Source organism: Enterobacter sp. C4G1, from assembly GCF_052886895.1.
Genome location: NZ_JBQVVV010000002.1, coordinates 1,629,383 through 1,653,942, shown reverse-complemented (window position 1 = coordinate 1,653,942; position 24,560 = coordinate 1,629,383). Strand labels below are relative to the sequence as shown.

19 protein-coding genes and 2 pseudogenes are annotated in these 24,560 nt (G+C 51.5%); 16 read left to right on the top strand and 5 right to left on the bottom strand.

Features of this window, described 5'->3' with window-relative positions:
* Positions 1-8: 8 nt before the first annotated feature.
* Positions 9-740 (bottom strand): LytR/AlgR family response regulator transcription factor, encoded by a 732-nt coding sequence (locus tag ACT9TW_RS21730; RefSeq protein WP_166716470.1) that lies wholly within the window; start codon positions 738-740, stop codon positions 9-11.
* Between the two features lie 13 nt (positions 741-753).
* Positions 754-2,451 (bottom strand): sensor histidine kinase, encoded by a 1,698-nt coding sequence (locus tag ACT9TW_RS21725; RefSeq protein WP_182061919.1) that lies wholly within the window; start codon positions 2,449-2,451, stop codon positions 754-756.
* Between the two features lie 386 nt (positions 2,452-2,837).
* Between ACT9TW_RS21725 and alaC the strand changes: the two genes are divergently transcribed.
* A complete protein-coding gene (gene alaC, locus ACT9TW_RS21720) occupies positions 2,838-4,061 on the top strand; it encodes an alanine transaminase (protein ID WP_182061918.1) in 1,224 nt (407 codons plus the stop codon).
* Positions 4,062-4,129: 68 nt separating this feature from the next.
* On the opposite strand, the gene ypdK is transcribed toward alaC, so the two are convergent.
* The 3 genes from ypdK to ACT9TW_RS21705 form a co-directional block, all read right to left on the bottom strand.
* On the bottom strand, positions 4,130-4,201 hold the full coding sequence (gene ypdK, locus ACT9TW_RS21715) for a membrane protein YpdK (RefSeq protein WP_099458937.1): 72 nt from the start codon (positions 4,199-4,201) through the stop codon (positions 4,130-4,132).
* A gap of 340 nt (positions 4,202-4,541) precedes the next feature.
* On the bottom strand, positions 4,542-5,462 hold the full coding sequence (gene lpxP / locus ACT9TW_RS21710; RefSeq protein ID WP_182063443.1) for a kdo(2)-lipid IV(A) palmitoleoyltransferase: 921 nt from the start codon (positions 5,460-5,462) through the stop codon (positions 4,542-4,544).
* 308 nt (positions 5,463-5,770) lie between these two features.
* The gene (locus ACT9TW_RS21705; protein WP_446493669.1) at positions 5,771-6,247 is read right to left on the bottom strand and encodes a WbuC family cupin fold metalloprotein; all 477 of its coding nucleotides are present in this window, start codon (positions 6,245-6,247) and stop codon (positions 5,771-5,773) included.
* Between the two features lie 165 nt (positions 6,248-6,412).
* On the opposite strand from ACT9TW_RS21705, the pseudogene ACT9TW_RS21700 reads away from it, so the two are divergent.
* From ACT9TW_RS21700 to ACT9TW_RS21630, 15 genes and pseudogenes are all read left to right on the top strand, one after another.
* Positions 6,413-7,178, top strand: a pseudogene (locus tag ACT9TW_RS21700) (diguanylate cyclase).
* 768 nt (positions 7,179-7,946) lie between these two features.
* The gene (gene tssB, locus ACT9TW_RS21695; protein ID WP_446493668.1) at positions 7,947-8,444 is read left to right on the top strand and encodes a type VI secretion system contractile sheath small subunit; all 498 of its coding nucleotides are present in this window, start codon (positions 7,947-7,949) and stop codon (positions 8,442-8,444) included.
* A 34-nt stretch (positions 8,445-8,478) separates the two neighbouring features.
* Positions 8,479-10,026 (top strand): type VI secretion system contractile sheath large subunit, encoded by a 1,548-nt coding sequence (gene tssC / locus ACT9TW_RS21690; protein ID WP_446493667.1) that lies wholly within the window; start codon positions 8,479-8,481, stop codon positions 10,024-10,026.
* An 18-nt stretch (positions 10,027-10,044) separates the two neighbouring features.
* Entirely contained in the window at positions 10,045-11,382 is a 1,338-nt protein-coding gene (gene tssK, locus ACT9TW_RS21685) for a type VI secretion system baseplate subunit TssK (protein ID WP_446493666.1), read from the top strand.
* Complete coding sequence (gene tssL / locus ACT9TW_RS21680; RefSeq protein WP_446493665.1) at positions 11,379-12,032, top strand: type VI secretion system protein TssL, short form; 654 nt, start codon at positions 11,379-11,381, stop codon at positions 12,030-12,032. Before tssK ends, tssL begins: the two co-directional genes overlap by 4 nt.
* 3 nt (positions 12,033-12,035) lie before the next feature.
* Entirely contained in the window at positions 12,036-13,760 is a 1,725-nt protein-coding gene (locus ACT9TW_RS21675) for an OmpA family protein (RefSeq protein ID WP_446493664.1), read from the top strand.
* A 4-nt stretch (positions 13,761-13,764) separates the two neighbouring features.
* Positions 13,765-14,256, top strand: a complete 492-nt coding sequence (hcp, locus tag ACT9TW_RS21670) for a type VI secretion system effector Hcp (RefSeq protein WP_001007319.1) — start codon at positions 13,765-13,767, stop codon at positions 14,254-14,256.
* A gap of 175 nt (positions 14,257-14,431) precedes the next feature.
* The gene (gene tssH, locus ACT9TW_RS21665) at positions 14,432-17,080 is read left to right on the top strand and encodes a type VI secretion system ATPase TssH (RefSeq protein ID WP_446493663.1); all 2,649 of its coding nucleotides are present in this window, start codon (positions 14,432-14,434) and stop codon (positions 17,078-17,080) included.
* 14 nt (positions 17,081-17,094) lie between these two features.
* Positions 17,095-17,664: a type IV secretion protein Rhs gene (locus ACT9TW_RS21660; protein ID WP_446493662.1), complete on the top strand. Its 570-nt coding sequence runs from the start codon at positions 17,095-17,097 to the stop codon at positions 17,662-17,664.
* Positions 17,658-18,122 (top strand): putative T6SS immunity periplasmic lipoprotein, encoded by a 465-nt coding sequence (locus tag ACT9TW_RS21655; protein ID WP_315686330.1) that lies wholly within the window; start codon positions 17,658-17,660, stop codon positions 18,120-18,122. Before ACT9TW_RS21660 ends, ACT9TW_RS21655 begins: the two co-directional genes overlap by 7 nt.
* Before the next feature lie 17 nt (positions 18,123-18,139).
* Positions 18,140-18,349 carry a hypothetical protein gene (locus ACT9TW_RS21650; protein ID WP_315686328.1) on the top strand — a complete coding sequence of 70 codons (210 nt, stop codon included), beginning with the start codon at positions 18,140-18,142 and terminating at the stop codon, positions 18,347-18,349.
* 78 nt (positions 18,350-18,427) lie between these two features.
* Positions 18,428-20,991, top strand: a pseudogene (locus ACT9TW_RS21645) (type VI secretion system Vgr family protein).
* 12 nt (positions 20,992-21,003) lie between these two features.
* On the top strand, positions 21,004-23,250 hold the full coding sequence (locus ACT9TW_RS21640) for an ATPase (RefSeq protein ID WP_446493661.1): 2,247 nt from the start codon (positions 21,004-21,006) through the stop codon (positions 23,248-23,250).
* A 42-nt stretch (positions 23,251-23,292) separates the two neighbouring features.
* The gene (locus ACT9TW_RS21635; RefSeq protein ID WP_446493660.1) at positions 23,293-24,189 is read left to right on the top strand and encodes a tetratricopeptide repeat protein; all 897 of its coding nucleotides are present in this window, start codon (positions 23,293-23,295) and stop codon (positions 24,187-24,189) included.
* Positions 24,190-24,192: 3 nt separating this feature from the next.
* Positions 24,193-24,549 (top strand): hypothetical protein, encoded by a 357-nt coding sequence (locus ACT9TW_RS21630; protein ID WP_446493659.1) that lies wholly within the window; start codon positions 24,193-24,195, stop codon positions 24,547-24,549.
* Positions 24,550-24,560 lie beyond the last annotated feature (11 nt).

Here is a 24,560-nt window from a genome sequence, read left to right as displayed (position 1 = left end):
GACAGCCCTTACAGGTGCATGAGCTGGCGAAACTCTTTCACTTTGCTGCGGCTCACCGGCACCTGAAAATCGAGATCTTTCAGACGCAAAATATAGGTGTTGTTAAACCAGGGTTCGATCTCGCGGATCTTATTTAAATTCACGCAAAACGAACGGTGGCAGCGGAAAAAGTGCGCGGCCGGCAGTTTGCTGCAAAACTCGGTGATGTTCATCGCCATCACGTACGATTCGCGCCGGGTATAGACAAACGTCATCTTCTCATGCGCTTCGGCATAGTAGATATCGTCTATCGGCGTCACGATTATCCGCTCATCCTTGACCAGATTAATGGTGTCATTTTCACGCGTTGCCGGGCTTGTGTTCACGGGTGCTGCCTGCTGCTGCCATGCTGCTTCCAGCTTTTGCAACATACTCACAATTCGTGACTCCTGGTAAGGTTTGAGAATGTAGTCAAACGCTTCCAGTTCAAAGGCTTCTACAGCGTGCTCTTTCCAGGCGGTGACAAACACAATAAACGGCTTATGGGCGAATTGATTGATGTTCTGCGCCAGCAACACGCCGTCCAGCGAAGGGATGTTGATATCCAGAAAAATCGCGTCGACCCGGTTGTGCTGCAAAAATTTCAGTACGTCGAGGCCATCTTCAAAGGTGCCCACGATCTCCATCTGGCTGTGGGTTTTAATCAGCCAGCTCAGCTCTTGTTGAGCCAGAAATTCATCTTCTACGATGATGACTTTCATGCGTTACTCCTGCCTACGGCAACAGGGATGTCGGCGCATGAACGGGTGAGCGTTCATTCGGGACGTAAAAAGCGATTTCAGTGCCAGGCTCAAGACGGTGAATGTGCAGCCCATCGCCATACAGCAGTTTGACGCGGTGATGCACGTTCAGTAACCCAATCTTATTACCGGGCATTTCGTTGGACTTAACGCGCTCAATGACTTTGGGATCGATGCCGTGGCCGGTATCGCGAACCGAAATGCGGACGCGATTTCCGCTCTCGGCCACGCTAATTGTCACCACGCCTTTGCCTTTGCGCGGCTGGATACCGTGGACAATGGCGTTTTCGACCAGTGGCTGAATCAACAGGCTTGGGATCACACAGTTAACCTCTTCATCGATATCGTAGATGACCGTCAGCTTGTCACCAAAGCGTGCCTGCTCAATGGCGATGTAGTCTTTAATTTGATACAGCTCTTTTTTGATGTCTATCTGCTCATCGTCCTTCAGTTCGATGTTGTAGCGCAGATAGCGTGACAGATTGAAAATCAGCTGGCGCGCGGTGTCTGGATTCAGCCGGATGGATGAAGAAATTGCGTTCAGCGCGTTAAACAGGAAATGGGGATTAATTTTACTTTGCAGCGCGCGCAACTCTGCCTTATTTGCCATTTCGCGCAGTTGCTCGGCGCGAGAGACTTCAAGCTGGGTCGAAATGATTTGCGACAGGCCGATAGCCATTTCCTGAAGCGACGAGGTTATCTGGTGCGCATGGCAGTAGTAAATTTTCAGCGTGCCGGTCACCACACCTTTCTCCCACAGCGGGATCACCAGCATGGAGTGAATTTCAGGGGTTCTGTAGGCTTCATCATTGTTTTTAATAATGATTTTCCCGTAATTAATCGCCTGTCGTGTGGTAGGACTAACGGTGTCATCGTTATCGCGATAGTTATGCTCGCCCACACCTACGTAAGCCAGCACATGATCGATATTGGTGATCGCAACGGCATCGGCGTGAATATCGCGGCGGATAATATCGCAGACCTGACGCAGTGACTCGGCATTGACATGGCGGAACAGTGGCAGCGTTTTGTTGGCAATATCGAGCGCCAGCTTAGCCTGGCGCGCCGCGCTGGCCTCTTTCTCACCTTCAACGCTCTGCACCAGCAGCACGATAAAGCCGATGCAGACGCTGCCCAGAATCATCGGAATACCAATTTTCGAGACAATATCCAGCCCAAGATCCGTGGTGGGCGCCCAGGCCACCACCAGGATCATGGTCAGTGTTTCACACGCCATACCGGCGATGATCCCTGCGCGCCAGTGCTGCTTTTTCGGTATTTTGCGGTTGATACAGCCGGAAAGCACCCCGGCGATAATACTGGTGATAAAGCAGGGAATGGCGGTGACGCCGCCAATATCAATCAGGTAACGATGTGTCCCTGCGATGAGGCCTGTGATAATCCCCACCCACGGGCCAAATAAGATCCCGCCGGACATGACGGCGATGATGCGCACGTTCACCAGTGAGCCTTCAACCGGGACGCCGGACCAGGTGCTGAACAGGGCGAACATCGAGAAGATGGCTGTGACGGCCAGCAGCTCTTTGGGCGAGTGGGCGGATTTATGTAAAAGCTCGCGGAACAAGCGAATGCGGATCAGGAAAAACAGGCAGATCAGCATTAATGCCGCGCGGTCAAAAACCGCCAGGAGCATATCGAATATTTCGTGCACGGGTGAACCTGGGAAATCGGGAAAAAGCTATGATAAAAAACCTGGCACCTAATGACCAGCTATCCATCTGCTTTATCAAATGAGGAAAAACCATAATTTCCAAAGGGGATTATGAGAGTGTTCCTGAATCGTGCCGGGTTTATCGCACGCGGCAGAGTTAAGGTAACGTATTTGATATCATTGTGTTAAATAACAGGTATTAAAAATGCGTATTTAGACTTTGCTGTTCCGCTTTTATGCGCAGCAGCATTCCCGTTTTATCGCGAAATATTTTTTTTATTTTCCCTCTCGACAGCACGTTTTTTTTCAGGTTATTTTCTAAGCACGCCACATACGTGGCAGCGTCGCTCGGACGGTCCGGGCGCTAACGTGAATCTGAGGAACCTATGGCTGACTCCAGTCCTGAACGCCGTTTTACGCGTATCGATCGTTTACCCCCTTATGTTTTCAATATCACTGCTGAACTGAAAATGGCTGCGCGTCGGCGTGGCGAAGACATTATCGATTTCAGCATGGGTAATCCTGACGGCCCTACACCACCGCATATTGTCGAGAAATTATGTACGGTTGCCCAGCGTCCTGATACGCATGGCTACTCGACTTCCCGCGGTATTCCTCGTTTACGTCGTGCGATCTCCCGCTGGTATCAGGATCGCTATCAGGTCGATATCGATCCTGAAAGCGAGGCCATTGTGACCATCGGTTCAAAAGAGGGGCTGGCGCACCTGATGCTGGCAACGCTGGATCACGGTGATACCGTTCTGGTGCCAAATCCGAGCTATCCCATTCATATTTACGGGGCCGTGATTGCCGGCGCGCAGGTTCGCTCTGTGCCGCTGGTGGAAGGCGTAGACTTTTTCAATGAACTCGAACGCGCTATCCGCGAAAGCTACCCAAAACCGAAGATGATGATCCTCGGTTTCCCGTCAAACCCAACGGCGCAGTGCGTTGAACTTGAGTTCTTTGAGAAAGTGGTCGCCCTGGCAAAACGTTACGACGTGCTGGTGGTTCACGATTTAGCCTATGCCGATATTGTGTATGATGGCTGGAAAGCACCTTCAATTATGCAGGTGCCTGGTGCGCGCGATGTGGCAGTCGAGTTCTTCACTCTTTCCAAAAGCTACAATATGGCCGGCTGGCGTATTGGCTTTATGGTCGGTAACAAAACGCTGGTGAGTGCCCTGGCCCGCATTAAGAGCTACCACGACTACGGTACTTTTACCCCGTTGCAGGTGGCGGCAATTGCCGCGCTGGAAGGCGACCAGCAGTGTGTGAAAGACATTGCCGCGCAGTATAAACGCCGCCGCGATGTGCTGGTCAAAGGCCTGCATGAGGCGGGGTGGATGGTAGAAATGCCGAAGGCATCAATGTATGTCTGGGCGAAGATCCCTGAGCCGTATGCGGCGATGGGATCGCTGGAGTTTGCTAAAAAGATGCTACACGACGCGAAAGTCTGTGTTTCCCCGGGCGTCGGCTTTGGTGATTATGGTGATACCCACGTGCGTTTTGCACTGATCGAAAACAGCGATCGTATTCGCCAGGCGGTGAGAGGGATTAAGAGCATGTTCCGTGCTGATGGGCTGCTGACATCGAAGGGCGGCAGCGAGTAAGCCGCGTTGTCATGACATAAAAAAACAGGAGCCAATGGCTCCTGTTTTTTTTGACTGCATTAACTTTGCTAGATCATGAGAGCAAAGGTTCCGGCCCAGACTAAAACAATCACCGAAATGCCCATAAAGAAATATTTCACGTTTCATCGCTCCGCGTATCTTATGGTACGCATTGAAAAACAGAGTCCACCTGATGTTAGAGAACTGAAATTGGGCTGCTCACAAAGCCGCTAACTTCAGCTCAGAATTCTGCGCCTTCCTGTTGCCAGACGGCGCTAATGTACGCCTAAATATGGGGGGTGACAAGAGGGGTTTTTTTAAATAATTTCCGACACTTACGAGTGTCGTGGAACGGCGACAGTTTGATTTCAACACGCAATAAATTCCCGTTGAGCGACGTAAGAAAAAAACAGTTACTCAGGGTAATTACAGGTGATTGAAAAGGTTAGTTTCTTAGCGAAACTAACCTTCAAAAAGGGCTTAGATATAGAGCGAAGATTCGCCAAGCGGGCGGGTTTTGAAGCGGCGGTGCATCCAGAGATATTGCTCAGGCGCACGCATGATCTCTTTTTCGATCACTTTGTTGATAAACACAGCGGCTTCGCATTCGTTTTCCGGGTAGTTAGCCATTTCCGGGGAAATGTGCAGACGATAGCCCGACTTATCCGCTTTTCTCACCATCGTCACGGTCAACATGGCGGAGCCTGACAAACGTGAAATCACGAACGTACCGTTGGTAGTCGCTACGTTTTTAACCGCAAAGAATGGTGCAAAGCTGCTGCCTTTGCGCCCGTAATCCTGATCGGGAGCAAACCAGACGGCTTCGCCTTTTTTCAGTGCGCCAACCATACCACGCAGGTTATTACGGCTGATCATCGCTTTGTTGGAACGCATACGTCCGCGAGTTTGTACCCACTCCATCAGCGGGTTGTTGTGCGGACGGTAGGTTGCCATCATCGGCTGGCAAAGACCCATTACGCGGCCACCCAACTCCAGTGACATAAAGTGCACACCAACCACCATTACGCCACGGTTCTGCGCCTGCGCGCGCTTCAGGTTTTCCAGACCTTCAACGTCAAACCATTTGCGGACACGCTCGTCGGGCCAGAACCAGGCCATACCCGTTTCGAGCAACGCCATACCAATGGATTTGAAGTTTTCGGAAATCAGTTTTTCGCGTTCGTGCGCATTGTACTGAGGGAAACACAGCTCAATATTTTTGCGGGCGATGGATTCACGGCGCTTAAGGAAGTGACGTGATGCGCTGCCCAGTTTCGAACCCAGTAAACGAAGTACCGGATAAGGAAGTTGAACCAACAGCCAGAGGACGCCAAGACCAAACCATGTAAACCAGTAACGCGGGTGTAAAAACGCGCGTTCGAATTTGGATTGAGACAAAATAGTGAAACCTATGTGAAGCCAGTAAAGGTAGCGCAGACATCGCGATACGTCGTGCCTATAAGACCATATATTGAGGTGATGGTTGCAGGCTTTACCGATCTTTACGGCGTCACCTGTCCACTGCCGATGTTGGCTGGCGGCGTAATGTAGCACCCTTATACGATATGTGCTATTGATCGTTTTTGATTAAAAAAGCGGCAAATCTGGACGTGCTTGATTTGACTGGGCAAGGGGCGCATTTTTTGTTCATAAAATAGCCCGCAGTAACATAACTTTCAGATTCATGCGGGCTATTTCTTGTTGCGGGATTATTGGTTAAACGCGTTCGCACCGGGCTGTACGTGCTTATACCATTCCATCAGTTCCGCCGTTCCGGCTTCGCCTTCTGCGGGGCCCCAGGCGGCGAAATCCTCAGCGGCAACCGGCTGATAGCCACCGTGTTTGACTTCAAAGATCACTCCGCCATTATCCAGCGACAGCACTGCGTGCCAGGTACCGGCTTCCATCTCCAGTGCCATGCACTCTTCGCCTAAAACCACGCGGCGCGTGACGTTTCCGTTGTCGTCAAAATTCAGCACCAGAAACCGCCCGCTGAGTGGAATCAGCAGCTCAAAGGTATGCGGGTGACGATGAGGACGCACGTAAGTGCCTGGCTCCATCGCAATGGCCAGACGCTGTACGGGGTCGCTCAGCTCCGGATGAAAATTGCGGTGGGCACGTAAGCGGATGGAGTTTGCAGCCGCTTCACTTTGTTGCTTCAAATCGCTGACGGTGATTTGTTTCATTTAAGTCGCCTGAGGTGAGTTCAGTAACAGAGTCTGGAAAGTGCTGAAGAGTGTAAGTGAAGGAGATATTGGTGGGGAAGGTATTCCTGTCTAATTATCAAAACATACCTGAGTGCTACTGCGATAGCGGATTTCGGTCACGACTTACCCTGAGAGGCCAGGAATATGGAAACTTATCTGCAAATAGTGAGGTATGAGTGGATCCAGCTTATTAATGACACTGACCCTCGGCTACATCAGCTTGCAACGGACATAGCCAGTGAACACGCGTTAATATTTAGCAGGGAGTTCTATAGCATTGTTCTGGCAGATCCTAACGTCGCTGAGTTTTTAATCACAGATCAAGTTGAAAAACAGCTGCGTGAAGCACTTAGCCTCTGGCTTATTGATGTCGGGCGGTCTGACTTCGGGCTATGGTTTAGCCACAAAGGACGCCATTACTTCAGAGGAATTGCTGAGGCGGGCCATATCTCCCGCCTGATCCAGAAGTTTGACCAGACATTTTATGAAATTCGCCAGCCGCGCCGGTACACTCCTGTCAACGCTGCTTATCGATGTTGATAAGTTCAAGCAAATCAATGGTACCTGGGGGCACAACACGGGGGATGAGATACAGCGCAAAGTGGTGGGTGCGTTTTACGTTAACGTCCGCACCTGCGATTACGTTTTTCGCTATGGCCGCGACGAATTCCTCATTGTGCTGACCGAGATAACCGAGGCCGATACGCTTTGTCGAGCGGATCCGCCGGCGCGTGGAGAAAATTAAGGTAAACGCACCACGGGCGAGACTATCCCGCTTTCTCTTTTCATTGGCGCGGCGATGTTCAACGGGCACCCTGATTACGAATGTCTGATTCAGGCGGCGGATGAAGCGCTGTATGGCGCGAAACGACGCGGGCGAAATTGTGTGGAGTCGTGGAAAGCGCCGTGATGGGTGGAAAGATGTTTGGATGATGAATCTATGGATCATGGACAGGCCAGGATTTATGCAATTGAGCAGCTTAAATCGCAGGGCTCGAGTAATGTTATGGCAAACTAGACAGATGCGCTGCGGATAAGAAAGTTATAGGTTATCGGATGCGGGAAAACGGATTGCATCGCGTGAAATATTGACTATTGGCAATTGCCTAACCTCGGACACTTCCAGCTTGAGCCTATTAGCTCTCCAGTATTTTAACGAGACATAACCCGACGATATTTCTTACGCTTTCTCCATCACTATTATTATGTCGCTTATATAAAGCAAGGTCATGGCTAACAGGCTTCCTGGACCGATACCCGTACATCTTCCTGTGGAATACGGTGTGAGGAAATTATCGTTGGCTTAACGATCATGAATTCAGTTTCCCGGACATTTCTTTTTATCTCATGCCGCTCTTAATCTATATCTTTGAAAATCCATTTGGCGTACCTAATTAATTTATATTGATTTAAATCAAATTAATGCGACTTCGTAATAAATTGCTCGGATTTTTTAACTTCACCGACATAAATAATTGCTAATGGCATTTCTGGTGGTTGCTTTTGCTAGCTTGTCAGCAATATTCACCATTCGTCACTAGCAGAAAATTCTTAAGTAATTTCTTATTTCGGACTAATGATCGGTTAATTTGATATTAATTCGATCATTATCCCGTTATCGAGTATAAAGAGCTGTAAAGTTCAACGTGTGAACAGCTATAAACCGAGGGATGATGAGATGGCTGACAGTTTCCAGAATGAAGTGCCAAAGGCACGTATTAACCTAAAACTTGATCTGCACACTGGCGGAGCAAGCAAGAAAGCCGAACTTCCTCTGAAATTACTTGTTGCGGGCGATTTCAGTAATAGTCAGGAGTCCGCTCCAATATCAGAGCGTAAAAAAGTTAATCTGAATAAAAATAACTTTGATGCTGTGCTTTCCGAATATTCCCCAAATGTAAATCTTACCGTTAAGAACACTCTTGCTGGCGACGGCAGCGAAGAAAGCGTCAATCTGATATTCCAGAGCATGAAGGATTTCTCCCCAGAACATGTCTCCCGGCAAATACCACAGTTAAAGGCCATGCTTTCCATGCGCAATTTGCTGCGTGATTTAAAAGCGAATCTGCTGGACAACCAGGCTTTCCGAAAAGAGCTGGAAAAAATTCTGCTGGATCCGGCATTAAGCGCAGAACTCAGGGCCGAACTGACAGCCCTCTCCCCGAAACAGCCATAACGGTCACGATGTTTTAACGGATTAATAAAGGAATATGCTGATGTCTGTAAAAAATGAGAATGCCGCTGGTGGCGAGAGTGTGGTGCTTGAACACCCTGTCTCGGGTGGTGTTTACGCGTCCCTGTTTGAAAAAATCAATCTGAAGCCGGTCTCTGAGCTGAGTGCGCTGGACATCTGGCAGGATGTGCAGGCGATGTCGGATGCGACTGCGGATGAACGTTTAACGGCCGGTATGCAGGTATTTCTTGAGTGCCTGACAAAATCGGGCTCAAAAGTTGAAAAACTCGATAAAAACCTGATTGACCATCATATCGCTGAGCTGGACTACCAGATTAGTCGCCAGCTTGATGCAGTCATGCACCATGAAGAGTTTCAGGCTGTAGAGAGTCTGTGGCGTGGTGTGAAGTCGCTGGTAGATAAAACTGATTTTCGTCAGAACGTGAAAATCGAATTACTTGATATGTCCAAAGAGGATTTGCGTCAGGATTTCGAAGACAGTCCGGAAATTGTCCAAAGTGGGCTGTATAAACAGACTTATATTGATGAGTACGATACCCCGGGCGGAGAACCTCTTGCTGCGCTGATTTCTGCATATGAGTTTGATGCATCAGCACAGGATGTCGCCCTACTGCGCAATATCTCTAAAGTTTCTGCTGCTGCGCATATGCCATTTATCGGTTCAGCGGGTCCAAAATTCTTCCACAAAGACTCAATGGAAGATGTTGCTGCCATCAAAGATATCGGAAACTACTTTGATCGCGCTGAATATATTAAGTGGAAATCTTTCCGCGAAACAGATGACTCGCGCTACATAGGCCTGGTGATGCCGCGCGTATTGGGTCGTCTGCCATATGGCCCGGACACTGTACCGGTACGCAGCTTCAATTATGTCGAAGAAGTGAAAGGACCCGATCACGATAAATACCTGTGGACTAACGCCTCGTTTGCGTTCGCTTCTAACATGGTTCGCAGCTTCATCAACAACGGCTGGTGTGTGCAAATCCGTGGCCCACAGGCTGGAGGTGCCGTCCAGGATCTGCCTATCCATCTTTATGACCTCGGTACTGGCAATCAGGTGAAGATCCCATCTGAAGTGATGATCCCTGAAACCCGCGAGTTTGAATTCGCCAACCTCGGTTTCATTCCGCTGTCCTACTACAAAAATCGCGATTACAGCTGCTTCTTCAGCGCTAACTCCACTCAGAAGCCGGCTATGTATGACACCGCCGATGCGACGGCAAACAGCCGCATCAACGCGCGTCTGCCTTACATCTTTCTGCTGTCGCGCATCGCGCATTACCTGAAGCTGATTCAGCGTGAAAACATCGGTACCACCAAGGACCGTCGTCTTTTGGAGTTGGAGCTGAACACCTGGGTTCGCAGTCTGGTGACTGAAATGACCGATCCGGGCGATGAGTTGCAGGCCTCTCACCCGCTTCGCGACGCGAAAGTGGTGGTGGAAGATATTGAGGACAACCCGGGCTTCTTCCGTGTGAAGCTGTACGCCGTGCCGCACTTCCAGGTGGAAGGGATGGATGTCAATCTGTCGTTGGTTTCCCAGATGCCGAAAGCCAAATCCTAAGGCGAGGGGAAATCAGGGATGAAAATTTACCGCCCACTTTGGGAGGATGGGGCCGCTCTGGCCCCGCAACAATTCCAGCAGCAGGCCCGCTGGAGTGAATACGTTGCCGAGATGGTCGCCCGGATGGGGGTTTCTCATCCCTGGGGCGTGGTTGCGGCAGAATTTGATGATGCTGCACTGGCGCTCGCGCGCCTGAATGCCATCCGTCTGGTCGTACGTTTCCAGGATGGCACGATTGTTGATACGGATCTGGCGGATAATATTCCGCCGGTCTGTGATTTGTCTGCCGCAAACGGCTCTGAGGCTGTTGAGGTGGTTGCCGCATTGCCGCTGCTGAGCGCCAGTGGTGGCAACCTCGATAACGGACAGGACAGTGAGCGCCCGCGTCGCTGGAAAGCTGAGCGTATGGTGGTGCAGGAACTGGCCGGCCATGAAAGCGGGGAACTCGCGATCCTGCGTCATGCGCTGACCCTGCGTCTGTCCAGCCAGGAAAACACGGCATACCTGACCTGTCCGGTAGCCCGTCTGGTGCGTAATGCGCAGGGGCAGTGGAGTCGGGACCCATCCTTTATCCCGCCAATGCTGTCCGTTGCTGCCAGTCCGTGGCTTGCCACCGAACTGGGTGACCTGCTGGTCCGTCTGCAGGCCAGTCGCCGTCGCCTGATGGCCATGCGCCGTGAAAGTAATGAGCGTATGGCCGACTTTGCGGTTGCGGATGTCTCCCTGTTCTGGTTGCTCAATGCCCTGAACAGCGCCGAGCCGGTGCTAACTGAACTGCTTCAGACGCCTGAGCGTCACCCGGATCTGCTGTACCGCGAACTGACCCGTCTGGCCGGCAGCCTGCTGACTTTCTCACTTGAGCACGACGCCGGCGATATTCCTGCATACCAGCACGATGCACCGGAACGGGTATTCCCGCCGCTGCTGGCACTGCTCGATAAGCTGCTGGAAGCGAGCCTGCCGTCACGGGTGGTGAGTATACACCTGGAGCACCAGGACCAGATCTGGAAAGGTGCCCTGCACGATGCGCGCCTGCGCGAAGGGGCAGACTTCTACCTTTCCGTACGCTCCTCCATGCCGAATCATGAGCTACAGAAGAAATTCCCGCAGTTGTGTAAAGCGGGCAGCTTTGAAGATGTGTCTGATGTGGTGAATGTGGCCCTGAGCGGGATGGTTATCAAGCCGCTGACCCATGTGCCGGCCGCTATCCCGTTACGTCTTGAGAACCAGTATTTCTCGCTGGATCTGAGTAGTGAGGCGGCGCGGGCGATGCTGGAAGCGGGAAGCTGCACCTTCTATACCCCGCGCTCACTGGGGGATGTGAGTCTTGAACTCTTTGCGGTGCTACGCACATGAATACATCAGAAATGAGTCAAATTGAGCGTATTTTCTACCCCGGCTGGCTGATGGTCAGCCAACTGCGGGGCGGACAGGAGGTCCGTGACGGGGAAGGGCTCTATCGTCGGGCCTGCCGTCTGGTGCAGGAGGCAAAAGGGGCGCTCACGGAGGCCGGTTACAGCGACATCAGCCGGGATCATATGGTGTATGCCCTGTGCGCACTGCTTGATGAGAGTGTGATGAACCGGGGAACCACCGATGATGGCTATCTGACCTGGCGGCGTGACCCGCTGCAGGCACACTTCTTTGGTACTCTCAATGCCGGTGAGGAGTTGTGGGAAAGGATCCGAGACCTGCTGAAAGAAACCGCCCCTGACGCCGCCGTCCTGACCTGTATGTATCGGACCCTGCAACTGGGGTTCGTGGGTCGGTATCGCGCCCAGGATGACGAGCGTCGGGAAGATATTGTTCACGCGCTTGCGGAACGGGTGCCTGCCTTTACGCTGGCACAGGACACTCCCATTGTTTCCCGGGCATCACGCTTGCACAGCGGCCGTCGCTGGTACTGGCTAAGCTGGGTTGTGGCCTCCGCCGCCCTGGTGGTGCTCTGGTTCTTCCTTTCGTGTTCGCTTACTGAACTGGTAAGCCAGACCGTCAGGCAGGGGTAAGCAATGCGGGATGCGTACCGAAGTCTGTTGACAGCCCTGGGTGCCGTACTGGCGCTGTGGCTCATTCTGGGATTCTGGCCATTGTCCACGGGCAGCCGTGTGGCACTCAGTCTGTTGGTTGTTCTGGTGTCCGGGGTGATGTTCTGGCGTCAGCGCCAGGCTTCTCAGGCACGGGCGACCGCTGTCCGGGAAATTGTGGATGAGAACCTGCCACCGGAAGATTTTCAGGGGGCGGTGATCCTCGTCTGTGGCGACAACACCCCGCTGTTTGTGTCCGGTTCCTGTCATCGGGAAACCCGGCAAGGCTGGTATCTGTGGGTGAAGGATGCGGAACAGCTGCAACTCCTGGCACAGCACCTGAGCCTGGTGCGCCCGGCTCTGGTGTCGCAAATCTCCGTCATGCTGGCGGTGGTACCTGAACAGCACACCTCCGGCGATGATTTTACCCAGAATCTTCGGGGTTGGCAGCGTGCTGTCGTCCAGTGCCGTGCGGCATTTGGCACTCTCCCCCCGCAGTGGACCGTGACCTGGGTATCTCCCCCCGTGGCCTGTGCTGAGGCAGAGCCGGTCTGGTTTACCACGGTCAGCCAGCGAAGCGGTATTCAGGTGTATCAGCCAGGTCAGGGTAATGTGTCACTGACGGAGTGGACCCGGGAGACCTGCTCAGACGGGCGTCTTTCGCGTCTGAGTCAGGGCCTGTGGCTGGACAGCCTGCTTGCCTGGCAGAGCAGTGCGGTGAATGACCTTCTGTCGGTACGACAGGGCGAACTGCCGGTGATGAAACCCTGCGTGCAGGGTATGTGTATGGTGCCGGTGAGCGGTATTGCGGGAAATCTCTGGCAACAGCACATCACTTCCGTGACTGCGCTGCCACCGGACGTCGTCGTGAGCACTGAGCCATTGCCGCTGCCTGAACTGTTGTTGCCGGCGTTACCGCGCAGACGCGGTGTCAGCAGCAGAATGGTGTTCTGGCGTTATGCCGGATTACTGGGCGGGATTTTCCTGGCCCTGGCTATGCTGGCGTCCTGGATGAACAACCAGCGTCTCATTCGCAATGTTGGCGATCACCTTGCGTTATATCACCAGCTGACGGGTAAGCCTGTTGCCCCGAAACTGCGTGCACAGCAGCGCCTCAGAGCCGATGGTGCATTGCTGGACGACTGGGCGCGTCGCGGGGAGCCACTGCGTTATCGCCTGGGTCTGTATCAGGGGCTGCGTCTGGTTCCACCTGTTGAGGCTGCCATCAGCGACTGGGCACCTCCGCCGCCCCCTCCACCGGTCATTAAGAAAATCATTCAGGGTCCGAAAACCATTCGCCTCGACAGCATGTCGCTGTTCGATTCGGGCAAATCGGCGCTGAAAGCCGGGTCCACCAAAATGCTGGTGAACTCACTGGTTGGCGTTAAGGCGAAGCCGGGCTGGCTGATTGTGGTCGCTGGTCACACCGATAACACCGGCAATGCGCAACTGAACCAGACGCTCTCTCAGAAACGTGCCGAAGCGGTGCGCGACTGGATGCGTGACACCGGTGACGTGCCGGAAAGCTGTTTTGCGGTGCAGGGTTATGGCGCAAGTCGCCCGATCGCAACTAACGACACCCCGGAGGGCCGTGCGCTCAACCGCCGTGTCGAAATCAGTCTGGTACCGCAGGCCAGTGCCTGCCAGATACCGGGCCACACCCAGGCGTCATCGCAGGATGATGGCGCATCACAACACAATGGAGAGTAATTCCATGGCAATTCCTGTTTATCTTTGGCTGAAAGACGACGGCGGCGCGGACATTAAAGGTTCTGTGGACGTTCAGGATCGTGAAGGCAGCATCGAAGTGGTGGCGCAGGAGCATAACCTGTACATCCCGACCGACAATAACACCGGCAAGCTGACCGGTACCCGTATCCACACCCCGTTCCTGTTCACCAAGGAAATCGACTCGTCCAGCCCGTACCTGTACAAGGCTGTGACCACCGGTCAGACCCTCAAGTCTGCGGAATTCAAGTGGTACAAGATCAACGACGCGGGCCAGGAGGTTGAATACTTCAACACCAAGCTCGAAAACGTAAAAGTGGTGAAGGTGAATCCAGTGATGCATGACATCAAGGATCCTTCTTTCGAGAAACATAACCATCTCGAGCAGATCGAGCTGCGTTACGAAAAAATTACCTGGACCTACAAAGACGGCAACATCATTCATTCCGATTCCTGGAACGAACGCGCCACCGCCTAAGTCACGAGCGGGCAGAGTTTCTCTGCCCGCTTTTTTGTCTTTGCTGAACGTCTGCCCGCGCGGGCTTTCAGCAAAGAACCCACAATCTGCCAGCCGACCGTATGCGCTTTGGTCTCCTTCACGGGAAACAGTGAGGGGCGGTAGCGTGTCCAGGAACCGACAAAGAGAGAACCTCATGGAAAATCCAGCCATCCTGCTGCGACGTCTGAACCCTTACTGTGCCCGTGCGATGGAAGGGGCGGCCTCGCTCTGTCAGACCCGCGCCCATGCGGAAATTCTGCCGGAGCACTGGCTGCTGAAACTGCTGGAGCAGGGCGAAGGTGACCTGACGGTGCTCGCTCGTCGCTACGAATGGGACATGGATGCTATCTGGCAGGATTTGCTGGGCTGGCTGGATAAACAGCCGCGCTCGGTACGCAGTCGCCCACAGTTATCCGCCGATATCCAGAAACTGATGCAGGAATCCTGGATGTTGGCCTCGCTGGCAGGAGAAGAGCACATTCGAAGTGTTCACCTACTGATGGCGCTGACGGAAAACCCACGACTTGCTCACTGCGACGGTCTGTGGCCACTGCTGACGCTCGGGATGAGTCAGCTTTCCCGACTACGCCCGCTGCTGGACGCACAGTCGGACGAACGCCCGGACATGCAGCAGGAAGCAGAACTGGCGCAGAGCCGCGGCGATGAGGTGGCGTTTGTGGGCCGTCCGGTTGGCGCAGAGTTGAAGGACGGTGAACTCAACCCAGCCCTGCAGAACGCGCTGGATAAATTCACCCTCGACGTCACCGCCAAAGCGAAAGAGGGCAAAATCGACCCGGTATTTGGTCGTGATACCGAAATTCGTCAGATGGTGGATATCCTCTCGCGTCGTCGCAAGAACAACCCGATTCTGGTGGGCGAACCCGGTGTCGGCAAAACGGCACTGGTCGAAGGCCTGGCACTGCGTATTGCCGAAGGCAACGTACCCGAATCTCTTAAGCCAGTGGTATTGCGTACCCTCGACCTGGGCCTGTTGCAGGCGGGCGCAGGCGTGAAAGGGGAATTCGAACAGCGTCTGAAAAATGTGATTGATGCGGTGCAGCAGTCGCCGGTGCCGATTTTGCTGTTTATCGACGAAGCGCACACCATCATCGGCGCGGGTAACCAGGCGGGCGGGGCCGATGCGGCCAACCTGCTGAAACCGGCGCTGGCGCGCGGCGAACTGCGCACCATCGCCGCCACCACCTGGTCCGAATACAAACAATATTTTGAACGCGATGCCGCGCTGGAGCGCCGCTTCCAGATGGTGAAAGTCGACGAGCCGGACGACGACACCGCCTGCCTGATACTGCGTGGCCTCAAATCCCGCTACGCCGAACACCATAACGTGCATATCACCGATGACGCGGTTCGCGCTGCCGTCACGCTGTCCCGTCGCTACCTGACGGACCGTCAGCTGCCGGACAAGGCCGTTGACCTGCTCGACACCGCCGCGGCCCGCGTGCGCATGAGCCTCGACACGGTGCCTGAGCAAATTGTGCGCCTGAAAGCACAGCTGACCGCGCTGGAGCTGGAAGAGCAGGCGCTGCTGGAAGATATCGCCGCCGGCAGTAACCGCCATGGTGACCGCCTGGCTGCCATTGAGCAACAGCGGACTGAACTGGAAGCACGTATTGAGGAGCAGGAAGCGCGTTTCAGCCACGAAAAGGCACTGGCACAGCAGCTGATGGCCAGCCGCCAGGATATCAGTCAGCAGGCTGAAATTTCCGACCTGCAACAGCAGCTCGAACAGGCGCAGCAGGGCGACGTGCTGGTTCAGGTGGATGTCGATACCCGGACCGTCGCCAACGTGATTGCCGACTGGACCGGCGTGCCGCTCTCTTCCCTGATGAAAGACGAGCAGACCGAACTGCTGACCCTGGAAAACGAAATCGGCAAACGCGTGGTCGGTCAGGATATTTCCCTTGAGGCTATCGCTCAGCGCCTGCGCGCGGCGAAGACCGGACTGACGTCAGAGAACGGTCCACAGGGTGTGTTCCTGCTGGTAGGTCCGAGCGGCGTCGGTAAGACCGAAACCGCGCTGGCGCTGGCCGATGTGATGTATGGCGGTGAAAAATCGCTGATTACCATTAACCTGTCCGAATACCAGGAGCCGCACACCGTTTCCCAACTGAAAGGTTCACCTCCGGGTTACGTCGGTTATGGCCAGGGCGGTATCCTCACCGAAGCGGTGCGCAAGCGTCCGTACAGCGTGGTGCTGCTCGATGAAGTGGAAAAGGCGCACCGCGACGTGATGAACCTGTTCTACCAGGTGTTCGACCGTGGCTTTATGCGCGACGGAGAGGGGCGTGAAATCGACTTCCGTAACACCGTTATTCTGATGACCTCGAACCTCGGTAGTGACCACCTGATGCAACTGCTCGATGAACAGCCGGAGGCCACCGAAGGCGACCTGCACGAGCTGCTGCGCCCGATATTGCGCGACCACTTCCAGCCGGCGCTGCTGGCCCGCTTCCAGACCGTGATTTACCGCCCGCTGGCAGAAGCAGCCATGCGTACCATCGCGGAAATGAAGCTGTCACAGGTCAGCAAGCGTCTGAACCGTCACTACGGTTTGACCACGCAGATTGATGAGAGCCTGTATGACGCTATCACTTCTGCCTGCCTGCTGCCGGATACCGGTGCGCGTAACGTTGACAGTCTGCTCAATCAGCAGATTCTACCGGTGCTGAGTCAGCAGCTTTTAACGTACATGGTGGCGAAACAGAAACCGACTTTACTGACGCTGGGGTGGAGTGATGAAGAAGGGATTGGGCTTGAATTTTCAGGCGCGACTGAACGCTAATCCGGAGGCAGGGAATGACCATTCATGATGCCAGCAAGAAGAAAAAGAAGGACGACAAGAAGCAGGACGATGATTCCGTCAGAAAACTGACCACCGGGGAAGTAGCCTTAGCCAGAACGGTATTTGGCAACCGGATCGATTACGAGAAGGTTAAAATTCATCATGGCAGTTATCTGCCATTTGGATTGCAGAACGAGAATGTGGCAATGACACCTAATGGTGAACTGTATTTTCGTACCACGTTATACAGAGCGGATTTTTCTCAGACGCTGGATGACCTTCAGCACCTCTTCATTCATGAGATGAGCCATGTCTGGCAACGTGCCAGGGGAATGAACGTCATCGGTAGAGGTCTGGTGAGTTGGTGGGTCAGCTACCGCTACACCCTTGATGGTCGTCTGTTAAGCGATTATCCAATGGAACAGCAGGCGCAGATAATTGCCGATAATTTCACCTTGCAGGCGCATGGTTATAAAGCATGGATTACATTACGAAGATCAAATGACGTCACTCTGGATGGTGATATTTCAGAAAGTGCTATCCGGCAACATTATAAAGAGGCGTTAAGAGGGTTTCCATGGTGATTAAAAGATATAGCTCTCTTTCTTTTAGGGGATTAACCTTGTCCTTCATTTTTCTGCTGACGGGGTGCCCTGGTCAGGGGGATCGGCTTCAGCTTGATGAAACGACGCAGGTTAATTTAATTGGGGCTAATGTTTGCTTCCATATTGCGAATGCACAGGATTATCAACCCGCAATCATTTCGATTAATCCAAGAGGTACGCCGCCTAAGAATCAAGCATTTGTTGATAATCCGCCACTTTTAATAAAATCAGGCCAACTATGTATACCCCCATCACTTTATAAATTCGAAAACAATAAGAAATACATCGTTGACTTTGTCCTGGTGTCTGTCGGAAAAGTCGATGAACCAAGGAAATTTGTTGTTGGTGTCGGGTTGAGTCAAGGCCAGGTATATAATTTTCCACTGACAGATCTAGAAATATTAAGGCCTTATGGCTCAATTGAAGTTTCTGAATAGTGTCCCGGTATAAAGTCATGAACGTTTTTATCTTTTTAACTTTAGTGGTGGCGGGAGTGCTGTTTCTTCCGGATACGTGTTTTTACACATTCGTAAAGCGCTTTATCTCCATTAGTGGCGACGGCGAATACGGCATGAACAATTTTGAAATGACAGTGTTGCTGGTTAAAACCCTTGCCTGCGCTCTTGGGGCTGGCGCTGCAATCACTCTTTTTCGTACTCGCTGAGTACCCCTGATTGAACCTGTTACTTGCCCGTCGGCAAGAAAGTCATGGACTGCAGGTTATCCCATGGAGTCAATAATCATGAGTCTGACAGATACGCTTAAGAACACCCTGTCTGCGCTAACTGAAGGCGGACTTAACCGCTACCGTCTGGATATTCCGTCCTGCACAGCTTCACTGGACGTGGAAGAGTTTAACGGTAAGGAGTTCATGAGTGAGCTCTACTACTACGAAGTTATCTTTACCAGCAGCGATCAGAATATCAGTTCGGCGCAACTGTTGACCAAACCTGCCACGCTGACCATGGAAACCGGGCCATTGATGGGGCTAACCGGGCAGAAAGTGGTACATGGTGTGGTGACGCATTTTAAGCTTATCAGTGGCTCACGTGACCAGGCGACGTACCAGATTATTATTGAGCCGTTCCTGTCTTTGCTGCGCAAGCAATTCCGCACCCACCGGTTTTTTGTCAATAAATCGGTACCGGAAATCGTCGCCGAAGTACTTCAGGAGCATGGACTGAAAGGCTGGGAGTATGAGTTCACTCTCAAAGCCGACTATCCAAAGCGCGAACAGATCAACCAGTACAAGGAAAGTGACCTCGCGTTCATTGAGCGTCTGCTGGCCGAAGTGGGGATTTTCTACTTCTTCACTCTGCAACCTGACACCCAGACCGAAGTGGTACATTTCGCAGACAAGCAGAGCGCATGGACGTTCGGTAAGTCTCTGCCGCTCAGCAGCCCATCGGGAATGAGTGATAATGCAGCGGATTCGGTCTGGGGGGTTAACGTCCGCCAGAACGTGGTTGAGCGTAATGTTACCGCCAGTGATTACAATCACCGTGAAGCCCAGAATGTCCTGGCCTCTGTACCGGCGGATATGACCCGCGGCGACGGTGACGGTATTACCTACGGTGAGGTTTATCACTACCTGCCGCGTCATCTTGAACGTGGCGATAAAATCACACCTTCAGCGGAAACCGGCAACTTCTGGGCACACCTTCAGCGGAAACCGGCAACTTCTGGGCACGCCTTGAGCATGAGCGTTTTCTGTCAGGACAAACGACTATAAGCGGCTGCGCTAATGATGCGCTGCTTTCTCCGGCCCAGGTGCTGACCATCAGTGAGCATGTGGTACCACCGACACTGCCATCAGAAACGGACAACGGTATTATCATTACCCGCACGGGCTATATAGCGAGTCGCAAAGATGCCTTGATCGTAATGTGGGAGGGGATGCCGTACTACGAGAACCGCTGCTGGCGTCCTTCCGCCAAAAAGCGCCCGGTGGTCAGCGGTACTATGACGGCCCGAGTGACCAGCGCCAAAGATAACGATATCTATGCCTGGCAGGATGCATCCGGCATGTACCGGGTGAAGTTTGATGCCGACCGTGATGACAAAAAGCAGGGCATGGAAAGCATGCCAGTGCGTTTTGCTAAGCCTTACGGTGGTGACAAGTACGGCTTCCACTTCCCGCTGATCCAGGGCACTGAAGTTGCCATTGCCTTCCATGAGGGCGATCCGGATCGTCCGTATATCGCCCATGCCATGCACGACTCCCGCCACGTGGACCACGTCACTGAGGCCAACAGCACGCGTAACGTGGTCAGGACCGCGGGCCTGAACAAGCTGCGGATGGAGGACAAGCGCGGCGAAGAGCACGTCAAGCTCAGTACGGAGTATGGCGGCAAGACCCAACTCAATTTAGGACACAACGTCAATGTTTCCAGGGCCCTTCGTGGCGAGGGAGCGGAGCTGCGCACCGACCGACATGTCGCCATTCGTGGCGGTGCGGGGGTACTTATCAGCGCGGATAATCAACCAAAAGCTCAAGGCGAAATGCTTGATGTGAGTGCGGCAGTCGCCCAGTTACAAAGCGCATTGCAGTTGGTTACTGCGCTTGCCCAAAGCGCCGGCACATCTGGGGCCCTGGACGCCGATATGGAGTCACAGCAGCAACTGGCTCAGACGCTGAATCAACTCAAAGAGGCCGGTTTGCTGATGACTGCTCCTGCTGGCATTGCGGCCACGACCCCGCAGAATATTCAGTTGTCGGCAGGTCATTCACTTACCGCCACCGCCGGTGAAAATGTCGATATGACAATTTTCAAACGGTTGACGGTTGCCGCTGGCGAAGCGATAAGTCTGTTTGCGCAAAAGATGGGAATGAAAATATTTGCCGCAAGAGGCATGGTCGATATTCAGGCTCAGACCGATGAGATGCGTTTGCAGTCCAGTAAAGCGATGACCATAAACAGTGTGGATGGGGAGATTGTACTGAATGCGGCCAATGGGATCACCTTGACAAGCAAAGGTGGGGCTTACCTTAAAATTAAAGACGGTATGGTAGAAATTGGAGCTCCTGGCAAAATAGACCTGAAAAGCACAAATATTCTGTGGGGAGGAAGTGCTTCACTGGAGCAGGCACTTTCTCCGCCATCAGTGAGCGATCAGGAATATCATAACTCTATGAACGGTTGTTTCAGGGTGCTGGATAAGTCCACGAAACAGCCTAAGCCTTATGTGCCTTATCGCATCGAAACTGCTGATGGAAAAATTATCAGGGGTGTAACGAACGAAAATGGCATAACGCAATCGCATTATGGACTCGATCCAGACTCATTTAATCTGTTTTTTGAGTAAAGGGACTGAAAATTGAACGGACAAAATATACCTGTCGCGAAAAATACGCTGAGTAAGCAAGATGGCAATTCAGTGGATGCATACCACGCCTCTGCCACTGTTTATTTCCGACCGGACACTGAAGAGCTGATAATCCTTGCTGAAGAAGCTTGTGATGATTTTGATCGCCACTGGGGGGAGTTACTGACAGCAGTGAATGATGTGCATGAGGCTGGTAAAAACTACTCTTCAGCTGTTGAAAATTACGGTAATGCATTCAGTACCCCTTCCGAAAATGCTGCAGAATTTGAGCTTGAGAACAGTGCAACAACGCAGCAAAAAATTCTGGATGAGAAAAAAGCGGCTCTGCGGGAGAAACTGGGAGACTTCACTCCTGCAGGCTATGAATCTGTTGTCGAATTGATACCTGTTATCACAAAGAATAAACACGGGCGGCGCTCAGGTTCTGGCAGTAAGTATGTGTACGTAAAAAAGGGATACTACGATCAGTTGGGGGCCGGACAGAAACATACCGTATCACTCAAGGCAAAAGACAAAGCTTCTGCTGCCGAAAGCTTTTTTGTTTATGATAAAAATGGTAACCGAAAAGGTATTGATACCAAAAAACTTAAAGAACAACTCACGAAAGCCGAACTCCCCAAACCTGATACCAGCGTTGAGTTATTCAGTCTGGATAAAGAAGATATCGGAGAAATCGATAAAACGCTGACGGACTGGGCGGATTGCTGGAATAACAGCCTGATTGTTGACGGGAAAGAAATTGGTAACCACATTGACGTTTCTGCCGGTGCACAATTCATGCGCTTTTCTGCCAATGCTGGTGCCAGCGGAGAATGGGATGCCAAAGATGGAAAGTTATCGATAAAAGGAGAGGCTTCCGCTGTTCTTGTTATTGCACAAGGTTCCGCCAGTGCAACCTATTACCTTCCTGACCGCGTGGGCTGGCCGCTGGCGTACACACCTGAAGGTGCTGATATTCTGAATATGGGAATGCTTCGCCTTTATTTAGAATCCGAACTTATTGGTTTTGTCGGTGCTTCAGCGCAGATAGAAAGTCAGTTACAGGTCACCACCATCGGTGCAAAGCAAATTCTGATGGGAAAACGAGATCCAGATAATACACTTCCCCGTTTTAATGAGCGTCGTGTTTCCGGGAGGACATTCCACCAGAAGATGGAGGAAGGCGATGAAGGTATAACCAGTAGCGCTGAACTGTTTGGGGGGGCGAAAGCAGAAGCTGGTCTGAAGGGCGGTGTTCAGTGGTTACAGCCTGTTGCCGCGACAGCGTACCAGGGAAAACTGGGAGAGGAGGCAAAAGCTGCCGCTGAATACGTTGATTTTTGTTCCATAGGCTCCAGCATTACCGGTATGGCAGGCCTGGGGGGAGGGGCAACCTTCTATTGTACATTCCTGAACGGTAAGTTTTGCTTTAAAATCGCCGCCAGCCTGTGTTGTGGTCTCGGGGCCAGAGGGGCGTTTTTGTGCGAGGTGGGTTACGAAAAGCTGGCCGATTTCGGTGCCTGGCTGGCCTATCAGCTATATGGGCTGGATTATCATTTCTTTGAAATGATTGATGAATATGCATTTAACGCGTATAACAAAATATGTGTCATGCTTCTCTCAGATATGAAAGAAAAGGTTATTCAAGCGCTTGATAAAGCTGGTACAGCGGTCACCACTATTAGCGGTATATTTGATACATTCCAGAAAGACACGACGGATGGAATCAATGCATCTTCAAAGCGAAACCAACTTGCAAAAGAATTAAACACCAGACCTGAAAAACTATTGAATTTCACACCCGAAGCGAAGGGGAACCTATTGTATTTGCTTACCCGCCACGATTTCTGGGATCACATGGATCTTGACAATCGCGGTGATGGTATCATTCCAGATATTTATCACGACCGCAAGAAAGCCATTATCAATATATTATCCAGTGTCCAGACAAGACGTGAATGGATAAAAGTGATGACCCACAGTTCGAAGGATGGAATGGATCTGGCGTTGTCGCATCCGATGAGCGAGGACGCACTGGTAGTCTGGCAGGAATCTGAGCTTCGGACATTTTTACAGGAAGGCATGAACCGTGATGATGATCTGGACATCATTAAGTCCCGTGTTCGTGATCAGGTCGCGTGGGGCTATGCTCTGGCAATGAACAATACCTACAATTATAAACTGGCGCAGGGCACTAACCCGTTATATCCCCGGATGGGAGAGTTTGGTCCATTATCTAATAATCAATCACTTACCTGATTAATTATATATAAAAGATAATTATATCTCTTGGAGTAAAAAATGAAAATCAATGCAAAAAAAACATTAACTATTGTGTTAGCCTTATTCATGCTTGTGTTTTTTTTCGGCTGGAAACAGTCCAATAAAGAAAATGGTTATATCCAGCGCATCACCACTCAAGCCGAGAAAGGAAATGCTAAATCACAACTATTATTGGGTAAAATATATTTATCAGGTGAAATTGTTAGTCCGGATTACAAGAAGGCTGAGTATTGGCTGATAAAATCTGCTGACCTAGGAAATAATGAAGCAATTAATCAATTGGGAATTCTTGCTTACGTAATGGCAAATAGAGCCTCTCACTCACCTAATGATATTGCATCCTTAAATGAAAAGATAGAAAGTTATAGAAAACCGTTATCAGTTATGGATTCATTACAAGAGAGATTAAAAGGAGGTGACATGAACACTCTTTATTTCATAGGGTCAATGTATTATTCCGGGCAAGGAGCGAAAAGGAATTACACTCTCGCCAGAGAATATTTTGAACGGTCATCTTCTGCTCAAGTGAATTCTTCGCTTATGGCCGAAATTGATTTGGGAGATATTTATCGGGATGGTCATGGTGTTGCTGTTGATAAAGTAATTGCTGCAAAGTGGTATCAAAAAGCGTGTGGCAATAATGCAGGTACTCCATCTACACCTTGCCTTCGTTTAGGCGAATTGATATTTGAAGGAGAGGGAGGGGTAAATAAAAATTATCAGATGGCGGAAAAATTACTTAATGTTCCCCTTCAAAAATTGAAAATGGTTGATGGAGATGCAATAAAACATCAAAAAATGCTACTAACTATATATAAAAATGGTGGGTATGGCATTGATAAAGATGAAATGAAAGCTAAAGCCGTCATAAAAAACATTTGTTTTCTGAAGAGAGAAAATAATTGTATGAATTAATGCATGCTCAAAACATTTCAACACGTATATATCCTGTCCAGCATTCAGACAAAAAGTGAATGGATCAAAGTGATGACGCACTGCTCTAGTGATGGAGAAGACTTGATATTGTCACCCCCTATGAGTGAAGAAGCCATATTAACATGCAAGGAATCTGAGCTTCAGACATTTTTACAGGAAGGCCTGAACCGTGATGATGATCTGGACATCATTAAGTTCCGCATTCTTGATCAGGTCGCGTGGGGCTATGCTCTGGCAATGAACAATACCTACGATTATAAACTGGCGCAGGGCATTAACCCGTTATATCCCCTGATGGGTGAATTTGGTCCACTCTCTGATAATCAGGCTCTTGTCTGAGGAATGATATC

Excerpts from the sequence above, each read along its gene's own strand:
- ACT9TW_RS21730 (WP_166716470.1), bottom strand. The coding sequence starts at position 740 with ATGAAAGTCATCATCGTAGAAGATGAATTTCTGGCTCAACAAGAGCTG.
- alaC (WP_182061918.1), top strand. The coding sequence starts at position 2,838 with ATGGCTGACTCCAGTCCTGAACGCCGTTTTACGCGTATCGATCGTTTA.
- ACT9TW_RS21705 (WP_446493669.1), bottom strand. The coding sequence starts at position 6,247 with ATGAAACAAATCACCGTCAGCGATTTGAAGCAACAAAGTGAAGCGGCT.
- tssB (WP_446493668.1), top strand. The coding sequence starts at position 7,947 with ATGGCTGACAGTTTCCAGAATGAAGTGCCAAAGGCACGTATTAACCTA.
- tssC (WP_446493667.1), top strand. The coding sequence starts at position 8,479 with ATGCTGATGTCTGTAAAAAATGAGAATGCCGCTGGTGGCGAGAGTGTG.
- tssK (WP_446493666.1), top strand. The coding sequence starts at position 10,045 with ATGAAAATTTACCGCCCACTTTGGGAGGATGGGGCCGCTCTGGCCCCG.
- tssL (WP_446493665.1), top strand. The coding sequence starts at position 11,379 with ATGAATACATCAGAAATGAGTCAAATTGAGCGTATTTTCTACCCCGGC.
- ACT9TW_RS21675 (WP_446493664.1), top strand. The coding sequence starts at position 12,036 with ATGCGGGATGCGTACCGAAGTCTGTTGACAGCCCTGGGTGCCGTACTG.
- hcp (WP_001007319.1), top strand. The coding sequence starts at position 13,765 with ATGGCAATTCCTGTTTATCTTTGGCTGAAAGACGACGGCGGCGCGGAC.
- tssH (WP_446493663.1), top strand. The coding sequence starts at position 14,432 with ATGGAAAATCCAGCCATCCTGCTGCGACGTCTGAACCCTTACTGTGCC.
- ACT9TW_RS21660 (WP_446493662.1), top strand. The coding sequence starts at position 17,095 with ATGACCATTCATGATGCCAGCAAGAAGAAAAAGAAGGACGACAAGAAG.
- ACT9TW_RS21655 (WP_315686330.1), top strand. The coding sequence starts at position 17,658 with ATGGTGATTAAAAGATATAGCTCTCTTTCTTTTAGGGGATTAACCTTG.
- ACT9TW_RS21650 (WP_315686328.1), top strand. The coding sequence starts at position 18,140 with ATGAACGTTTTTATCTTTTTAACTTTAGTGGTGGCGGGAGTGCTGTTT.
- ACT9TW_RS21635 (WP_446493660.1), top strand. The coding sequence starts at position 23,293 with ATGAAAATCAATGCAAAAAAAACATTAACTATTGTGTTAGCCTTATTC.
- ACT9TW_RS21630 (WP_446493659.1), top strand. The coding sequence starts at position 24,193 with ATGCTCAAAACATTTCAACACGTATATATCCTGTCCAGCATTCAGACA.